Consider the following 16731-nt stretch of genomic DNA (forward strand, 5'->3'; position numbering starts at 1 on the left):
TCTTCCTTATCGGAGCATAAAATGAAAATTGGTATTGTCGGCTGTGCAGGCCGTATGGGTCGTATGTTGGTGCAAGCTGTGGTCAATCAGGATGGGGCTGAACTGGCCGGGGGAACGGAAACCTCTTCCTCCCCCTTTATCGGTCATGACCCGGCTGTTGTCGCTGGCGAAATACCCAGCGGTGTAGAAATTACTGCCGATGCCGACAAGCTGTTTGCCGATTCTGATGCTGTCATTGATTTCACCATCCCTGCAGCCACAGTCGAACATGCCAAACTGGCCGCCAAGCACAATACCAACCTGATTATCGGTACAACCGGTTTAAGCGCAGAAGATCAGGCCATCATTGCTGAAGCCGCCAAATCTGTCACCATCATTCAGGCCCCGAACATGAGCTTGGGTGTCAATCTGGCCTTTGCCATCACTGAAAAAGTCGCCTCTATGCTCAATGACGACTGGGATATCGAAATTGTGGAAATGCACCACAAACATAAAGTCGATGCTCCCTCCGGTACGGCCTTGGGCCTGGGCCGTGCAGCGGCAGCTGGTCGCAAGGTTGATCTGGATAACGTTGCCGATAAAGTACGCAACGGCCATACAGGTGAGCGTAAAAAAGGCGACATCGGTTTTGCCACACTGCGCGGTGGTGATGTGGTTGGCGATCACACCGTTGTTTTCGCCATTGAAGGTGAACGTTTTGAAATCACCCATAAGGCATCCAGCCGTGTCATTTTTGCCCGTGGTGCTGTCACCGGGGCCTTGTGGACAGGTACAGCCAATGCCGGTCTTTATGACATGCAGGATGTGCTGGGCCTGAAAGAGTAAAAAAAAAGGGCGTCATCCTCGCGCAGGCGGGGATCTCTTTAACCTTAAGAGATTCCCAATCAAGTTGGGAATGACGATGATGTGAACATGAAAAAAGCTGATCGTGAAGAATTTTTCCGCCGTTTGGAAGAAGATAACCCTGAACCGGAAGGCGAGCTGAATTACACCAACCCTTATACATTATTGGTGGCCGTGGCCTTGTCTGCCCAAGCCACAGATGTTGGTGTCAATAAGGCTACAGAGAAGCTTTTTCAAATCGTCTCCACCCCGCAAGATATTCTGGATTTGGGTGAGGCAAAGCTTAAGGATCATATCAAGACCATCGGGCTTTATAATTCCAAGGCCAAGAACGTGATGAAAGCGGCTCAAATGCTGGTCGACCTTCACGATGGCGAAGTGCCCAATGATCAAAAAGCCCTGGAAGCCCTGCCCGGTGTCGGGCGCAAAACCGCCAATGTAGTGCGCAACATCGCTTGGGGGGAACATACCATGGCGGTGGATACCCACATTTTCCGCCTTGGCAATCGCACAGGTCTTGCCAAGGGCAAAACAGTTTTGGAAGTTGAAAAAAAGCTGATGAAAGCCGTGCCTAAACATTACATGTTGCACGCTCATCACTGGCTGATTTTACATGGACGCTATATCTGCAAGGCACGCAAACCCGATTGTGCCAAATGTAAAGTCTACGACCTCTGTTCCTATAAGGCCAAGACCGTTTAAGAAAGTCTTTTCAGACCTATCTGTTTGTGTAAAAATACTTAAATGGATTATGTGCTGAAATCACTGATAAAGGCTGGCGTTGCCCTTTGTATATTGGCGACAAGCTCCTTTAATCTATCTGCCAAAGAAACAATCCTTTGGACATTAAACGATTTCATTCCCTTTTATATTCAGGAAGGCCCCTACAAAGGACAAGGGATTTCGGACAAGCTGACGGCATTTTTTATCAAGCATCTGCCGCACTATCAGCACAAACAATCAAAAATGAATTTCCCACGTTTTTTTGCCTTGGCCAAACGCGGGGACCTTGTTTGTAACCCTTTATTGCTCAAAACGACTGAGCGCGAAAAAATCCTCGCTTATTCCCAACCTTTCAAGCCAGCCTATGCCCATATCATGGTCAGCACCCATCCGGTCAATAATGGAAACGGACCCATCTCGTTGCGAGATTTTTTAAAAACGGACCCCCATGCCATGATCGTTCAAACCAAACGCTCTTATGGACCTGTTTTGGACGAAGTTATCAAGGAAGCAGTTGAGGCAGGCCGGGTTAAAGTGGAAAGTTTTCCAACACGGCAGCTTCTCATCATGCTGGAAAACAATCGGATTGAGCATTTTATTGATATTGAAAATACCACCAGCTATTACAATACCCTGCATCGTGGGACCAGAAAGCTTTATAAAATCGCCCTGAAAGAAGACCGCCTTGATCGTTTTGGCTATGCCGTCTGTTCCAAAACCCCAGCGGGGCAAAAGCTGATTTCTGAGATCAATGACATTCTGAAACGTAAAGGGGCCTCCCAAGAATTTCGTGATATTCTGGAAAGTTGGATGGCGACGGAAAACCTGATGCGCTTTCGCGAATTCTACTATCGGGAAATCCTGAAAAAATAGGCAATCTGTGCTATAATAGCTCTGTAGAGACATCACCTGACAAATATAGGGAGGTGTATTATGGCCATTGCAATCACCATAGAACAGTTCCTGCATGATCATCATGTCACTTATGACACTTTGACCCACAGGATCACAGCAACTTCTTCGGAAACAGCTGAAATCGCCCATATTCCGGGCGCCCGTCTGATTAAGGCGGTGGTGCTGAAATCCGAAGGCCGCTACATGATGGCTTTGTTACCCGCATCCCATCACTTAAGCCTGCTTATGCTCAAAGACCTTCTTCTCAAAGATGTTGCCCTGGCAACAGAAGAAGAACTCAGCCCCTTCTTCACTGATTGTGAACTAGGCGCGGTTCCAGCCCTTGGCATGGCTTATGATATGGATGTGATTGTTGATCGTTCATTAGCAGATGTCGGTGATGTCCTTTTTGAAGGGGGCGATCATCAAACCTTGGTACGCATGCAAGCTGAAGACTTTGAAGGTCTTGTCAGCGATGCCATGCACGCCAGCTTTAGCCATTGGGACAAACATCCTGAAAAACGCGGCGGTTTTCGTTTCTCCCACTACTAACGAAACCAGACCCAAGAAAAAACGCCCTGCACAAATACTGTGTAGGGCGTTTTTATATTCTTGTCATCCGCGCGAATGCGGGGATCTCCCTGATCTTAAGAGATTCCCGATCAAGTCGGGAATGACGTTATGGCTTTATGCTGCTTCAGCAACCAAGGACGTGATATCAGCCATAATAGTGTTGATCTCATAATCCTTCGGTGTGTAGACGCGAGAAACACCAGCCTTGAGCAGTTCTTCTTCGTCTTCCGGCGGAATGATGCCACCAACAACCAACGGAATTTCCGTGATCTCAGCTTCTTTCATGCGATCCAGAACTTCTGTCACCAGCGGAATGTGAGAGCCAGACAGGATAGACAGGCCAATCACATGCACACCTTCTTCCAAGGCTGCGTTTACGATTTGCGCAGGTGTCAGGCGGATGCCTTCGTATACCACTTCCATACCGGCATCACGCGCACGCACGGCAATTTGTTCTGCACCGTTGGAGTGACCATCAAGACCCGGCTTACCCACCAACATCTTCACACGACGACCCATTTTGTCAGACAGTTCGTCTACTTTCGTGCGAACTTCTGCCAATTGATCCCCATGTTTAGCACTAGATGCGCCCCCAACACCTGTCGGTGCACGGTATTCACCAAATACTTCACGCAGCGCTGTACCCCATTCACCTGTTGTGACACCAGCATGAGCCGCCGCGATGGATGGTTCCATGATGTTGCGACCTTCTTTCGCCGCAGACTTCAATTCTTCAATCGCTGCTTCTGCCTTGGCCGAATCGCGTTGATCACGCCATGCTTTCAAACGTTCAATCTGTTCAGCTTCTGCTGCTGGATCAACCGTCAGGATGGAGCCATCGCCAGATGTCAGCGGACTGTCTTCACCTTCGGCAAATTTGTTTACGCCGACAACAACCTGCTCACCAGCCTCAATCGCGGCCAAACGTGTGGCGTTGGATTCAACCAGCTTTTGCTTCATGTAACCTGTTTCAACAGCCGGGATCGAACCGCCCATTTCATCAATGCGCGCCAGCTCATCACGGGCACCAGCTTTCAGCTCTTCCACCTTGCGGGTGACTTCGCCAGACCCGTCAAACAAATCGCCATATTCCAGCAAGTCTGTTTCATAGGCCATGATCTGTTGCAGACGCAGCGACCATTGCTGATCCCACGGACGCGGCAGGCCAAGGGCTTCGTTCCAGGCCGGAAGCTGTACGGCACGCGCACGGGCATTTTTGGACAATGTCACCGCCAGCATTTCCAGCAGGATACGGTAAACGTTATTTTCCGGTTGTTGTTCAGTCAGACCCAGTGAGTTCACCTGAACGCCATAACGGAAACGACGGTATTTTTCTTCTTCAACGCCGTAACGCTCACGACAGATTTCGTCCCACAGTTCAGTAAAGGCACGCATCTTACAGATTTCTGTGACAAAACGGATACCTGCGTTCACGAAGAAGGAAATACGACCCACCACTTTCGGGAAATCTTCATCCGGCACCTGACCAGATGCTTTTACAGAATCAAGAACCGCGATCCCTGTTGCCAGTGCATAGGCCAGTTCCTGTTCCGGTGTCGCACCCGCTTCTTGCAGGTGATAAGAACACACGTTCATCGGGTTCCATTTCGGGATTTCACGATATGTGAAGGCCGCGATGTCCGTAATAAGTTTCAGGCTAGGCTCCGGCGGGAAGATATATGTGCCGCGAGACAGATATTCTTTAATGATATCGTTCTGCGTTGTCCCGGCCAGCTCATTACGCGCTGCGCCCTGACGTTCAGCCGTCGCAATATAAAGCGCCAACTGCCACGCTGCCGGAGCGTTGATTGTCATGGACGTGTTCATCTTGTTCAAAGGAATTTCATTGAACAGTGTTTCCATATCGCCCAGATGTGAAATCGGCACACCTACTTTACCCACTTCACCGCGAGACAGCACATGGTCAGAGTCATACCCTGTCTGTGTCGGCAAATCGAAGGCAACGGACAGACCTGTCTGGCCACGGCCTAGGTTGGTGCGAAACAGCTTGTTAGTTTCAACGGCAGAGCTGTGACCGGAATAGGTCCGAAACAGCCAGGGACGATCTTTTTGAACAGTCATTTCAAACGCTCCTAAAGCGGTAATAAAATTACGTGTAATGATTCGCAGAAAATACAATATTTCACAAATGAATCATTAATTGCCGACAATCTACCACTATGTGCATCGCAAAAAAAGTCCAAAATCATATAAAAACTAGGATCTTTCCAAAATAAGTTACATATGCAACCATTTTTTTGTGCGCAGTCGCAAAAAAGACTTGTCAACGGCCCAAAAAAATGTAGGACTGATGTCAAATTAATCGTCGATTTTTGATCGGCAGTTGGAAACGTAATTCATAAACCAAGGGAGTATCCCGCATGAGCTATCTCGCTGAAGTTCTTCAAGACCAGCCGAAAAAAGACCTGTATGAAATTGGTGAAATGCCGCCACTGGGTCACGTACCTGCACAAATGTACGCCTGGGCGATTCGTCGCGAACGCCACGGTGATCCAGATACAGCAATGCAGCTGGAAGTCGTTGACACACCTGCACTGGACAGCCACGACGCCCTCGTCTACGTGATGGCCGCTGGTGTAAACTACAACGGCGTATGGGCTTCTCTGGGTAAGCCGATTTCTGTATTCGACGTACATGACGAAGAATACCACATCTGTGGTTCTGACGCGTCCGGTATCGTTTGGGCTGTAGGTGACAAGGTTAAAAACTGGAAAGTGGGTGACGAAGTTGTCATTCACTGTAACCAGGATGACGGTGACGACGAAGAATGTAACGGTGGTGATCCGATGTTCTCCCCGACACAACGTATCTGGGGTTATGAAACGCCGGACGGTTCTTTCGCACAATTCTGTCGCGTTCAAGCCCGTCAGCTGATGGAACGTCCTAAACACCTGACTTGGGAAGAAGCAGCGTGTTACACACTGACGCTGGCAACTGCTTATCGTATGCTGTTTGGCCACCGTCCGCACATCCTGCGTCCGGGCCACAACGTTCTGGTTTGGGGTGCTTCTGGCGGCCTGGGTTCTTACGCTGTTCAGCTTTGTGCGGTTGCAGGTGCAAACGCCATCGGTATCATCTCTGACGAATCCAAACGTGACTTCGTTATGGGCCTGGGTGCAAAAGCTGTTCTCAACCGTAATGATTTCGATTGCTGGGGTCAGCTGCCGACAGTAAACGGCGAAGGCTTCAACGATTACATGAAAGAAACACGTAAATTCGGTAAGGCCATCTGGGAAATCACTGGTAAGGGCAATGACGTTGACATGGTCTTCGAACACCCGGGTGAAATGACTTTCCCTGTTTCCTGTAACGTTGTTAAGCGTGGCGGTATGGTTGTATTCTGTGCGGGTACAACAGGCTTCAACCTGACAATGGATGCTCGTTTCGTATGGATGCGTCAAAAGCGTATTCAGGGTTCTCACTTCGCCAACCTGAAACAAGCGGCTCAAGCGAACAAACTGATGGTAGAGCGTCGTCTTGACCCATGTATGTCTGAGTGTTTCCCATGGGATCAAATCCCTGAATCTCACATGAAGATGATGAAAAACCAACACCTTCCGGGCAACATGGCTGTTCTGGTTAACGCCAAAACAACTGGCCTGAAAACAGTTGAAGAAAACCTCGAAGCATAAGTTTCACGTTTTCTAAAATGAAATGAACGCCCGTCATCCTCGCGAATGCGGGGATCTCGACAAGCAGATCTCCGGTTCATATTCCGAAGATGACGGGCGTTTTTATATCGCTTCGCTACACTTTAAAAAAAATTGAAAGGAATGATCCATGAGCGATCTAATCCTGTCTGATCTTCTGGCTTCTGCTGGTCGCGCTGTTGAAGCTGCTGACGCACTGCTGGAAAAAGCCAAAGACGCTGTTTCTGAAAAAGTTATGGTCGATGGCCGCGTCAATTCTGCCAAACTGGAAGAAGAACAAACCGCTGCTCACGGCCTGTCCTGGATGGCAACTTATGTTGAATCCCTGCGTCAAATGCACAAATGGGGTGAAAAGCTGACTGAAGAAGGCTCCTTCGGTGAATTTGAACAGCTGATCCTGCAATGCGCGTTCGGTGAATATTGCACACAGCTGACACACGGCATTGCCATTTCCCAAGTTGAAATCATCCGTCCACACGATCTCGGCCTAACATCTGCTGATTGCCACGCTTACATGAAAGACGATGTGAAGCGCTTCAAATATGAAGGCAACACACCAGCTGTTCGTCGCAAGATCGCTGAATATGCCAAAGACGGTCTGGAAACAGGTTCTTTCGGTACAACGGGTCTGGACGAAGAGCTGGAAATGATCCGTGATCAGTTCCGCCGCTTTGTTGACGAACAAGTGATTGAAGAAGCCCACAAATGGCACGAAAAAGACGAACTGATCCCGCTGGAGATCATCGAACAAGTTGCTGAAATGGGTGTCTTCGGCCTGACAATTCCTGAGGAATACGGCGGGCTTGGCATGGGTAAAACAGCCATGTGCGTGGTGACAGAAGAACTGTCACGCGGCTACATCGGTGTGGGTTCGCTCGGTACCCGTAACGAGATCGCAGGTGAGCTGATCCGCCTGGGTGGTACAGAAGAACAAAAAGAAAAATACCTGCCGCTGATCTCAAGTGGTGAAATTCTGCCGACAGCTGTTTTCACTGAACCAAACACAGGGTCTGACCTGGGTTCCTTGAAAACACGTGCGGTTCTGGAAGACGGCAAGTGGAAAGTTACAGGCAACAAGACATGGATCACACATGCCTCTCGTTCTGACCTGATGACATTGCTGGTTCGCACCAACCCGGACGAAAAAGGCTATAAAGGTCTGTCTATGCTGTTGGCTGAAAAACCACGTGGCACAGAAGACAACCCGTTCCCGGCTGAAGGCATGGACGGCGGCGAAATCGAGGTTCTCGGTTATCGCGGCATGAAAGAATATGAATTGGCATTTGACGACTTTGAAGTTGAAGAAGGTCAATTACTCGGTGGTGAAGAAGGCCAGGGCTTTAAACAGTTGATGGAAACATTTGAATCAGCCCGTATTCAAACCGCGGCACGTGCTTCTGGTGTGGCCACATCTGCCTTGGAACTGGGCCTGCGTTATGCAACAGAACGCGTTCAATTCGGCAAGCCGATCTTTGAATTCCCGCGTGTTCACTCCAAAATCGCCTGGATGGTTGTTGAAACCATGATCGCCCGTCAGATCACCTATTTCTCTGGCTGGGAGAAAGATCACGATGTGCGTTGTGATATCGAGGCAGGCATGGCGAAACTGCTGGCTGCCCGTGTAGCTTGGTCTAACGCCGATAACGCGCTTCAAATCCACGGTGGTAACGGTTATGCGACCGAATATCCGATCTCTCGCGTTCTGTGTGACAGTCGTATCCTCAATGTCTTTGAAGGTGCCGCTGAAATTCAGGCAGGCGTTATTGCACGTGGTCTTTTGACCCGTCGATAAGATTATCACCACGGGCCTTTGTTCTTCCCTCTCCTTTTTTAGGGCAAAGGTCCAATCGGTGGTCCGGCGTGAGATAAGCACCTTAAAAGATTCTGCCATCTGCTTATCAACAACCACGCCTTCCATTGGGGCTCCCCTATGGAAAAGGCAGACAGCGAAGCCGACTTGACCCCCTTTCCTTTTTTAGGGAAGGGGATTTTTTAAAGGGGCGGCTTGCATGTTTGAATTGTTAGCCCTCTTAACAATTCTTTACCTCTTTGAGCTTGACGAATATGTCAAAAAGCCCATGATTTGCCCTTGCACTTTTGCATGCGAAAATAAGGTTTGATTGATCTATGGTCACATTGACAAAAATCTACACCCGTGGCGGTGATAAAGGCGAAACCTCCCTTGGAGATGGTAGCCGCATTGCCAAACATGACTTGCGCGTGGATGCCTATGGCTGTGTGGATGAAACCAATGCGACCATCGGACTGGCCCGCCTTCACACCGAAGGCGAGATGGATGTCATGCTGGAACGTATCCAAAATGACCTGTTCGATTTGGGCGCTGACCTGTGTACCCCACAGGATGGCCGCAAAAACGAAGGGGCCTTGCGGATTGTTGCAGAACAAGTCACCCGTCTCGAATCGGAAATTGACCGAATGAATGACGAGCTGGAAGCTCTCACTTCTTTCGTCTTGCCCGGTGGCAGCCCGGCGGCTTCTTATCTGCATCTGTGTCGTACGGTTTGTCGTCGCGCAGAACGTCTGTGCAGTGAACTGGCAAGCCGTGAAACAATCAACCCTTTGTGTGTGCAATACCTCAATCGCTTATCTGATCATGCTTTTGTCATGGCCCGTTATCTAAATGGCAAAGGCAAATCGGATGTTTTGTGGAAACCGGGTGCACATCGTTAGGTCTTAAGGAGGTTTTTCGGCTGAGGCACAGCAGGTACAATTGGGCGCATGAAGTTGACATTCAACGTTGCAACCCGTATTGTGCATTGCGAAAAATTGATTGGTGGAAGAGGGCTTCCTCTGAACCGCATAACAAGCCTCAGGCGTTATTTGAAACGACTTCTGAGAAAGGAATTCCATGAAGGTTCTCGTCGCAGTAAAGCGCGTAATTGATTACAACGTGAAAATCCGCGTAAAGTCGGACAACACGGGTGTTGAAACAGCAAACGTCAAAATGTCTATGAACCCATTTGACGAAATTGCCGTTGAAGAAGCTATCCGCCTTAAAGAAGCAGGCACAGTTGAAGAAGTTGTGATTGTTTCCATGGGTGAGAAAAAATGTCAGGAAACCATCCGTACCGCCCTCGCCATGGGTGCTGATCGCGGTATTTTGGTTGAAACAGGCGAAGAGCTTCAGCCGCTGGCCGTTGCCAAGCTGCTTAAAGGCATCGTTGAAAAAGAAAACCCGGATATGATCATCCTGGGTAAACAGGCAATTGACGACGACAATGGCCAAACAGGTCAGATGCTCGGCGCGTTGCTGGATTGGCCGCAAGGCACATTCGCTTCCAAGGTTGTTGTTGCTGACGGTTCTGTTGATGTCACACGTGAAGTTGACGGTGGTCTGCAAACGGTGAAACTTGCATTGCCGGCAATCGTTTCAACTGACCTGCGTTTGAACGAGCCGCGTTACGCAGCACTGCCAAACATCATGAAAGCCAAGAAAAAGCCGCTGGAAACAGTTTCTCCGGCTGACTTCGGTGTTGATGTGGCGCCGCGCCTGAAAACGTTGAAAGTTGAAGAACCTGCTGCACGCTCTGCCGGGATCAAGGTGGAAACAGTGACTGAACTGGTTGATAAACTGAAAAACGAAGCGAAGGTGATCTAAGATGAGCGTTCTTGTTATTGCTGAACACGACAATGCGTCCATCAAAGACGCAACGTTGAACACAGTTACAGCTGCTAAAGAGCTGGGTGATGTAACTGTTCTGGTTGCTGGTAACGGTTGCGGCGCTGCGGGTGACGCAGCGGCAAAAATCGACGGTGTTGCCAAAGTATTGGTTGCTGATGATGCAGCATATGACCACCAGCTGGCTGAAAACATGTCCAAACTGGTTGTGTCCCTGGCTGATGATTACAGCCACATTCTGGCCCCTGCAACAACAACGGGCAAAAACTTCATGCCACGCGTTGCAGCGCTTCTGGATGTTGCCCAAATCTCTGACATCACAAAAGTTGAATCTGCTGATACATTCGTTCGCCCGATCTATGCGGGTAACGCCATGGCGACAGTTCAGTCTTCTGATGAAAAGAAAGTCATCACCGTTCGTGGGACAGCTTTTGATGCAGCTTCTGCTGAAGGTGGTTCTGCGGCTGTTGAAGCTGTGGCATCCCAAGGTGACTCCGGCAAATCTTCCTTCGTTGGTGAAGAACTGTCTGTGTCTGAACGTCCAGAACTGACATCTGCCAAAGTGATCATCTCTGGTGGTCGCGGTATGGCAAATGGCGAAAACTTCGCCCTGCTGGAAAAAGTTGCTGACAAACTGGGTGCAGCCATTGGTGCGTCCCGTGCAGCTGTTGATGCGGGCTTTGTACCGAACGACATGCAGGTTGGTCAAACAGGTAAGATCGTTGCGCCTGAACTGTATATCGCAGTTGGTATCTCCGGTGCGATCCAGCACTTGGCAGGTATGAAAGACTCCAAAGTGATTGTTGCAATCAACAAAGACGAAGAAGCCCCGATCTTCCAGGTGGCGGACTACGGTCTGGTTGCAGATCTCTTCGATGCGGTACCTGAACTGGAAAAAGAGCTGGGTTAATCCCGGCTCTTTGCCTATGATGTCTCGTACTTTACCTTAACAGACGGAAAAAAGAGGGACCATGTCTGTAGAAATTAAAACAATCGGTGTTATTGGTGCCGGTCAAATGGGTAACGGTATTGCACATGTTGCAGCCGCTGCTGATTACAAAGTCATACTGGTCGACGTCAATGCTGATGCATTGGAAAAGGCCGTTGCCACCATCACCAAAAACCTGGACCGCCAGGTTAAGAAAGAGAAGATCACACAGGATGCACGCGATTCGGCCTTGGCCAATATCGACACATCCACTGAAATGTCTGCTCTATCTTCTGCAGATTTGGTTATTGAAGCCGCCACAGAGAATGAAGAGATCAAAAAAGCGATCTTTGAACAAGTTTGTGCGGTTGTGCCGGAACATACGATCCTGGCATCTAACACCTCTTCTATCTCCATCACACGTCTGGCGGCCTCTACAGACCGCCCAGAACGTTTCATCGGTATGCACTTCATGAACCCGGTTCCGGTCATGAAACTGGTTGAACTTATCCGTGGTATCGCCACAGATGAAGACACCTTCCAGTGCATCAAGGAAATGACAGCGCGTCTTGGCAAAACATCTGTTTCTGCCGAAGATTTCCCGGCCTTCATCGTAAACCGTATCCTGATCCCCATGATCAACGAAGCGGTCTACACATTGTATGAAGGTGTGGGTAACGTTAAATCCATCGACAACGCCATGCGTCTGGGTGCCAACCACCCGATGGGCCCGCTGCAACTGGGCGACTTCATCGGTCTGGACACTTGCTTGGCAATCATGAACGTTCTACACGAAGGTTTGGCCGATACCAAATATCGTCCTTGCCCGCTGCTGGTTAAATATGTGGAAGCTGGCTGGCTCGGTCGCAAGACGGGTCGTGGTTTCTACGACTACAGCGGTGACGAGCCGGTACCGACTCGTTAAGGTCATTAAAGACTTTCAAGAAAAGCCCTGCCTGAGAAATCCGGCAGGGTTTTATTTTTGGGGCTGAAGTAGCTAAGGACTGAAAGAGGTTCTATAATGGCTACGATGTACATCCGAAAAAGTCGTCTGACTTTACGTCAGCAAAGCAAGTTGATTGAGCATTTTGTCGCAGGCAGCACGGCTCGTGCGACTGCTGAAATTGTAGGTATCCAAGCGAACACATCGATCCGCTTCTTCATGCGGCTTCGCCAATTGATTGCCAGCAAGTTGCCGAGCTATCGTTTGCAAGGCGAGATTGAAGCTGATGAAAGTTATTTTGGCGGTGTCCGTAAAGGAAAACGAGGTCGTGGTGCTGGCGGCAAAGTGGCTGTGTTTGGCCTTTTAAAGCGGGGTGGCAAGGTCTATACGGCAATCATTCCCAATGCAAAGACAGAGACGCTGTTACCGATTATTCAGGAGAAGGTCGAGCCTGACAGTATCGTCTATACCGATACGTTTGGCGCTTACAACGCATTGGATGTTTCGGACTTTCATCACCGCCGCATCAACCATTCCAAACTCTTTGCAGACAAACAAAATCACATCAATGGCATTGAGAACTTTTGGAATCAGGCAAAGCGTCATATGCGGAAATTCAACGGTATCAAAACTGACCATTTCTACTGGTTTCTCAAGGAGTGTGAATGGCGTTTCAATGGAGGCAACCACGCAGACCTCCTAAAGCAGCTGAAAATATGGTATAAACAGGCTAAACATTAACCCTTAGCTACTTCAGCCCCTTATTTTTTGCCTAAACCAATAAGAAAAACGCCCCTGAAGTTTCCCTCAGAGGCGCCTTAAACTGCTTTAGAGAATAAAGCTTATTTCTTCAGATGGTCACGTACCAGCGCTTCGGCAATCTGAACAGTGTTCAGGGCTGCCCCTTTGCGCAGGTTGTCAGACACACACCAGAAAGACAGGCCGTTTTCAACCGTATCGTCTTTGCGGATACGAGATACATAAGTCGCATCTTCACCTGCACATTCGACCTGAGTGACGTAACCTTCATCAGCGCGATGGTCAACAATCACCAAACCGTCTTGCGCTTTCATCACTTCACGTGCGCGCTCTTCATCAATCGGCTTTTTCGTTTCAATGTTGATATATTCCGCATGACCGACAAAGGCTGGAACACGACAGCAGTTAGCGTGAACTTTGATGTTTTCGTCGAGAATCTTTGCCGTCTCAACCTTCATCTTCCATTCTTCTTTTGTCGCGCCATCATCCATGAACACATCAATATGCGGAATACAGTTAAAGGCAATCTGCTTTGTGAACTTCTGCTTGGTTTCAGATGCAGGCTTGTTCATGAAAATGCCTTTGGTCTGTTCAAACAGTTCGTCCATAGCTTCTTTACCGCCACCGGAAACAGACTGATATGTAGAAACGATCACACGCTCAATCTCAAATTCTGCGTGCAGCGGCTTCAACGCAACCATCATCTGAATTGTGGAACAGTTCGGGTTCGCGATGATCCCTTTTTTCTTATAGTCCCCAATCGCTTCCGGGTTAACTTCCGGCACGATCAGTGGAATATCCGGGTCCATACGGAAATGGGATGTATTATCAATCACAACCGCACCCGCTTCAGCCGCACGCGGAGAATATTTCGCAGAAATCGCACCACCTGGTGAAGACAGTACAATGTCTGTCCCTGTGAAATCAAATGTATCCAGATCCTGTACTTTCAACACCTGATCTTCCCCATAAGAGATTTCACGCCCGACAGAACGACGTGAAGCCAGTGCAACGACTTCATCTGCCGGGAAGTTGCGTTCTGCCATAATCTGGAGCATTTCACGGCCCACATTACCAGTGGCACCCATTACTGCGACTTTATAACCCATTTTTAAATCCTTTTTAAGTTACGGTCCCGTTGGTTTTACCCGCCTGGCCCATTTCCCATCTAGATATTACATACGAAAAAAGGCCCGAAGCGGTATTCCCCGCGAGGGCCTGTTTTTCGAATATATAATCCGTTTACCTGGTTCCTCGCGAGACTTACGTCGTCTTTGTCAACGTTGTCTTGGTCGTTTTGGAGCCGATGAGAAGCGTGCACGCCACATCATCCGCAAAAATCTTTGCGGTTGTCTTTTTCACAGACATGATGTTCAGCGCATTTAGCATAATAAAAAACACTCTCTTTAAAACGTGTTCTTTACATACTGAAAAGATTCACATTTGTCCAGTGATGTTTATGGCCGTGTCCAGCTTTCCACAAGCCCGTCAACCAAAGGCACCTGTAAATTATTTTCATGTAACGTCACCGGGCCTTTAATCGCACTGGCAAAACGTCGCTTTGCAATCACTTCTGCTTTTCCTGACACAAAACTGATCACGCGTAGCTCATGACGGGTCATATCAGGCACGATGATATCAACGGTTTTATCCCGATTCCAGTCCACAATCTCATGAAGGTCCAGCTCTTGCGCCCCCATTTTATGGTTGGAAAAAAACTCAGTGGCTTTATCCGCAACAAGCTTTTTGCCCTGACGTTCATAAAGTTGCAACTTGCCGCCAATATGGGGCGTAATCACCGCTGCGATTTCCAGTTTACGATCCCGATCAAAATCCCCAATCCCAATGGGGTTTTGCCAGCGAAAAGCTGTCCCGATTGCCGGGCTTTCTGCCGCAATCATCAATTGACCAGAACGCACATCCAACACCACAAGCGCCGCCCCCCGGTCTTGATAACTGCGCACCACCAAAATCGCTTTACGCCCATTTAAGCCCATCGGCACAAGGCGTGGGGTGACATCTTCAAAAACAGAGCCTTCATCCAGACGAAAAGACAAAATACGGCCATCATCCATAATTGCCTCAATCGCTTCATATTCAAGACAATCACCCAGCACACAATGGTCATAGCGGTCCGTCGGCAAGACAAAACGTGCAGAAACAATATCATCAGCCCAGACCATTTGGCTGATCACAGTGAAGAGCAAAGTAAGGATCAATCGGAACATGATGCGACCTCTCTTTCTTATTGTTATTTAAGAAAGACTATAGCCGATTGCCCTTAATAATCAGTAAAGCCTGATATAGGGTCAGGACCTCTTAATTTATTGCGTTTGGCGGAGCTAAAAATAAAGGTGGATTAGGCATGACACTCGCCGCAGTGCCATCCACTGCAAAAGTTTTATAACGCTAGCCACCTTTATTTTTAGCCCGTCCCTTCGGGATTTGTAGAAAATGACGCAATAAATTAAGAGGTCCTGACCTTAGCTATTTCAACTGTTTGGCTGGTGGGGTCAGTTCATCAGCAGGGCTATCTTCCCCCAGCTGGATTTCTTCAATCCGCTCGCCCCGCTTGGTGACTTTATCGGTGGAAATGCGGATTTTACGGATGTCTTCAATGGATTGATTGAAATGGCGTTCCAACCCGCCAACCCGGTCATCCAAACGCCCGACATCTTCCAGCAAGGTCATCACCTCTTTTTGAATACGCCCGGCTTCTTCACGCATACGGGCATCTTTTAAAACTGCACGCACCGTATTCAAGGTTGCCATCAAGGTCGTTGGGGACACGATCCAGACCTTCGCCTTATAGGACTTTTCCACCACATCGGTGAAATTGGCATGAAGTTCCGCATAAATGGATTCTGAAGGCAAAAACATCAAGGCACTTTCAGCCGTTTCCCCCGCAATAATGTATTTTTCAGAAATATCCTTGATATGCTTCAATACGTCCGCCTTGAAGGTGCGAATAGCCAGCGTTTTTTCCTGCTCGCTATTAGCAGCTTGCAACGCCTGATAACTTTCCAGAGGGAACTTCGCATCAATACAGATGGAACCCGGCGGGTTTGGCAAACGCAGCAAGCAGTCCACCCGTTTGGTGTTAGAAAGTGTTTCCTGAAAACTATAAGCCGACGGTGGCAACGCATTAGTCACCAGCATTTCCAGCTGCACCTCCCCAAAGGCCCCGCGTGATTGCTTGTTGGACAGGATATCCTGCAATCCCACCATCTGTTCCGACAGGTCCATAATATTTTTTTGTGCCGTATCAATCACGGCCAGCCGTTCTGCCAAATGAGACATATGCTTAGCCGTGGATTTGGTTTGTTCCAACAATCCTTCGCCCATACGGTGGCTCAGATTATTAAGGCGTTCATCCAGTGTTTTGGTAATCGCACGTTCTTGGGCCTGTAAACGCTCATTAACCGTCTGTTGAGAGCGGTTCTGCACTTCTGCCATCTGGGCCATGCGCCCGGTTAGTTCCCCGTGGGCACGGCTCAGTTCCAAAAGCTGCTGGGCCAAGGCTTCGGATTGACCATCTGCGATGGGTGCCTCCTGATTTTGGTTTTTGCGTACCGCCATTACAGCAATCACCAGACATAAAACCGAAAAACCGACCAGCACACTGATCAACACCGCACTATCTTGCAAAAAATCCACGCTCTCACCTCTCCATAAGCTTATGAATACATCCATAGCACGTTTTTTTTCAGACGCAAGCTTGCCCCACCGTTTTCCAGCAGGCAACATAAGACCAGCT

The 16731-nt window shown here is 48.8% G+C and carries 15 protein-coding genes; 11 read left to right on the plus strand and 4 right to left on the minus strand.

Annotation, left to right across the window (positions count from 1 at the left end):
- Positions 1–21 precede the first annotated feature (21 nt).
- The 4 genes from dapB (at position 22) to E4K71_RS15215 (ending at position 3012) form a co-directional block, all read left to right on the plus strand.
- Positions 22–825 carry a 4-hydroxy-tetrahydrodipicolinate reductase gene (dapB, locus tag E4K71_RS15200; RefSeq protein ID WP_135081078.1) on the plus strand — a complete coding sequence of 268 codons (804 nt, stop codon included), beginning with the start codon at positions 22–24 and terminating at the stop codon, positions 823–825.
- Positions 826–912: 87 nt separating this feature from the next.
- A complete protein-coding gene (gene nth, locus E4K71_RS15205; protein WP_135081080.1) occupies positions 913–1545 on the plus strand; it encodes an endonuclease III in 633 nt (210 codons plus the stop codon).
- A gap of 42 nt (positions 1546–1587) precedes the next feature.
- Positions 1588–2439, plus strand: coding sequence for a TIGR02285 family protein (locus E4K71_RS15210; protein WP_135081082.1), 852 nt, complete (start codon positions 1588–1590; stop codon positions 2437–2439).
- A 60-nt stretch (positions 2440–2499) separates the two neighbouring features.
- A complete protein-coding gene (locus tag E4K71_RS15215; RefSeq protein WP_135081084.1) occupies positions 2500–3012 on the plus strand; it encodes a YbaK/EbsC family protein in 513 nt (170 codons plus the stop codon).
- Positions 3013–3147: 135 nt separating this feature from the next.
- Here the strand turns inward: E4K71_RS15215 and E4K71_RS15220 are convergent, their stop codons facing one another.
- Positions 3148–5115: a protein meaA gene (locus tag E4K71_RS15220; RefSeq protein ID WP_135081086.1), complete on the minus strand. Its 1968-nt coding sequence runs from the start codon at positions 5113–5115 to the stop codon at positions 3148–3150.
- 299 nt (positions 5116–5414) lie between these two features.
- Between E4K71_RS15220 and ccrA the strand changes: the two genes are divergently transcribed.
- The 7 genes from ccrA (at position 5415) to E4K71_RS15255 (ending at position 12956) form a co-directional block, all read left to right on the plus strand.
- A complete protein-coding gene (gene ccrA, locus E4K71_RS15225) occupies positions 5415–6686 on the plus strand; it encodes a crotonyl-CoA carboxylase/reductase (RefSeq protein ID WP_135081088.1) in 1272 nt (423 codons plus the stop codon).
- A gap of 148 nt (positions 6687–6834) precedes the next feature.
- On the plus strand, positions 6835–8496 hold the full coding sequence (locus E4K71_RS15230; RefSeq protein ID WP_135081090.1) for an acyl-CoA dehydrogenase family protein: 1662 nt from the start codon (positions 6835–6837) through the stop codon (positions 8494–8496).
- A gap of 335 nt (positions 8497–8831) precedes the next feature.
- Positions 8832–9395: a cob(I)yrinic acid a,c-diamide adenosyltransferase gene (locus E4K71_RS15235; RefSeq protein WP_135081092.1), complete on the plus strand. Its 564-nt coding sequence runs from the start codon at positions 8832–8834 to the stop codon at positions 9393–9395.
- Positions 9396–9573: 178 nt separating this feature from the next.
- Positions 9574–10323, plus strand: a complete 750-nt coding sequence (locus E4K71_RS15240) for an electron transfer flavoprotein subunit beta/FixA family protein (protein ID WP_135081094.1) — start codon at positions 9574–9576, stop codon at positions 10321–10323.
- Between the two features lies 1 nt (position 10324).
- Positions 10325–11254: an FAD-binding protein gene (locus tag E4K71_RS15245; protein WP_135081096.1), complete on the plus strand. Its 930-nt coding sequence runs from the start codon at positions 10325–10327 to the stop codon at positions 11252–11254.
- 61 nt (positions 11255–11315) lie between these two features.
- Positions 11316–12197, plus strand: a complete 882-nt coding sequence (locus E4K71_RS15250) for a 3-hydroxybutyryl-CoA dehydrogenase (RefSeq protein WP_135081098.1) — start codon at positions 11316–11318, stop codon at positions 12195–12197.
- A gap of 105 nt (positions 12198–12302) precedes the next feature.
- A complete protein-coding gene (locus tag E4K71_RS15255; RefSeq protein WP_135081955.1) occupies positions 12303–12956 on the plus strand; it encodes an IS1595 family transposase in 654 nt (217 codons plus the stop codon).
- Positions 12957–13057: 101 nt separating this feature from the next.
- On the opposite strand, the gene E4K71_RS15260 is transcribed toward E4K71_RS15255, so the two are convergent.
- The 3 genes from E4K71_RS15260 to rmuC form a co-directional block, all read right to left on the minus strand.
- Positions 13058–14083 (minus strand): aspartate-semialdehyde dehydrogenase, encoded by a 1026-nt coding sequence (locus tag E4K71_RS15260; protein WP_135081100.1) that lies wholly within the window; start codon positions 14081–14083, stop codon positions 13058–13060.
- A gap of 348 nt (positions 14084–14431) precedes the next feature.
- Complete coding sequence (locus E4K71_RS15265) at positions 14432–15202, minus strand: hypothetical protein (RefSeq protein ID WP_135081102.1); 771 nt, start codon at positions 15200–15202, stop codon at positions 14432–14434.
- A 259-nt stretch (positions 15203–15461) separates the two neighbouring features.
- Positions 15462–16631 carry a DNA recombination protein RmuC gene (gene rmuC, locus E4K71_RS15270; protein WP_240796827.1) on the minus strand — a complete coding sequence of 390 codons (1170 nt, stop codon included), beginning with the start codon at positions 16629–16631 and terminating at the stop codon, positions 15462–15464.
- Positions 16632–16731: the final 100 nt, after the last annotated feature.

The sequence above is a fragment of the Terasakiella sp. SH-1 genome (assembly GCF_004564135.1).
Lineage (GTDB): Bacteria > Pseudomonadota > Alphaproteobacteria > Rhodospirillales > Terasakiellaceae > Terasakiella.

Bases quoted from the DNA above. Each gene is read 5' to 3' on its own strand.
- dapB (WP_135081078.1), top strand. From the start codon at position 22: ATGAAAATTGGTATTGTCGGCTGTGCAGGCCGTATGGGTCGTATGTTG.
- ccrA (WP_135081088.1), top strand. From the start codon at position 5,415: ATGAGCTATCTCGCTGAAGTTCTTCAAGACCAGCCGAAAAAAGACCTG.
- E4K71_RS15265 (WP_135081102.1), bottom strand. From the start codon at position 15,202: ATGTTCCGATTGATCCTTACTTTGCTCTTCACTGTGATCAGCCAAATG.
- E4K71_RS15255 (WP_135081955.1), top strand. From the start codon at position 12,303: ATGTACATCCGAAAAAGTCGTCTGACTTTACGTCAGCAAAGCAAGTTG.
- nth (WP_135081080.1), top strand. From the start codon at position 913: ATGAAAAAAGCTGATCGTGAAGAATTTTTCCGCCGTTTGGAAGAAGAT.
- E4K71_RS15240 (WP_135081094.1), top strand. From the start codon at position 9,574: ATGAAGGTTCTCGTCGCAGTAAAGCGCGTAATTGATTACAACGTGAAA.
- E4K71_RS15245 (WP_135081096.1), top strand. From the start codon at position 10,325: ATGAGCGTTCTTGTTATTGCTGAACACGACAATGCGTCCATCAAAGAC.
- E4K71_RS15235 (WP_135081092.1), top strand. From the start codon at position 8,832: ATGGTCACATTGACAAAAATCTACACCCGTGGCGGTGATAAAGGCGAA.
- E4K71_RS15260 (WP_135081100.1), bottom strand. From the start codon at position 14,083: ATGGGTTATAAAGTCGCAGTAATGGGTGCCACTGGTAATGTGGGCCGT.
- E4K71_RS15215 (WP_135081084.1), top strand. From the start codon at position 2,500: ATGGCCATTGCAATCACCATAGAACAGTTCCTGCATGATCATCATGTC.
- E4K71_RS15210 (WP_135081082.1), top strand. From the start codon at position 1,588: ATGGATTATGTGCTGAAATCACTGATAAAGGCTGGCGTTGCCCTTTGT.
- E4K71_RS15250 (WP_135081098.1), top strand. From the start codon at position 11,316: ATGTCTGTAGAAATTAAAACAATCGGTGTTATTGGTGCCGGTCAAATG.
- E4K71_RS15220 (WP_135081086.1), bottom strand. From the start codon at position 5,115: ATGACTGTTCAAAAAGATCGTCCCTGGCTGTTTCGGACCTATTCCGGT.
- E4K71_RS15230 (WP_135081090.1), top strand. From the start codon at position 6,835: ATGAGCGATCTAATCCTGTCTGATCTTCTGGCTTCTGCTGGTCGCGCT.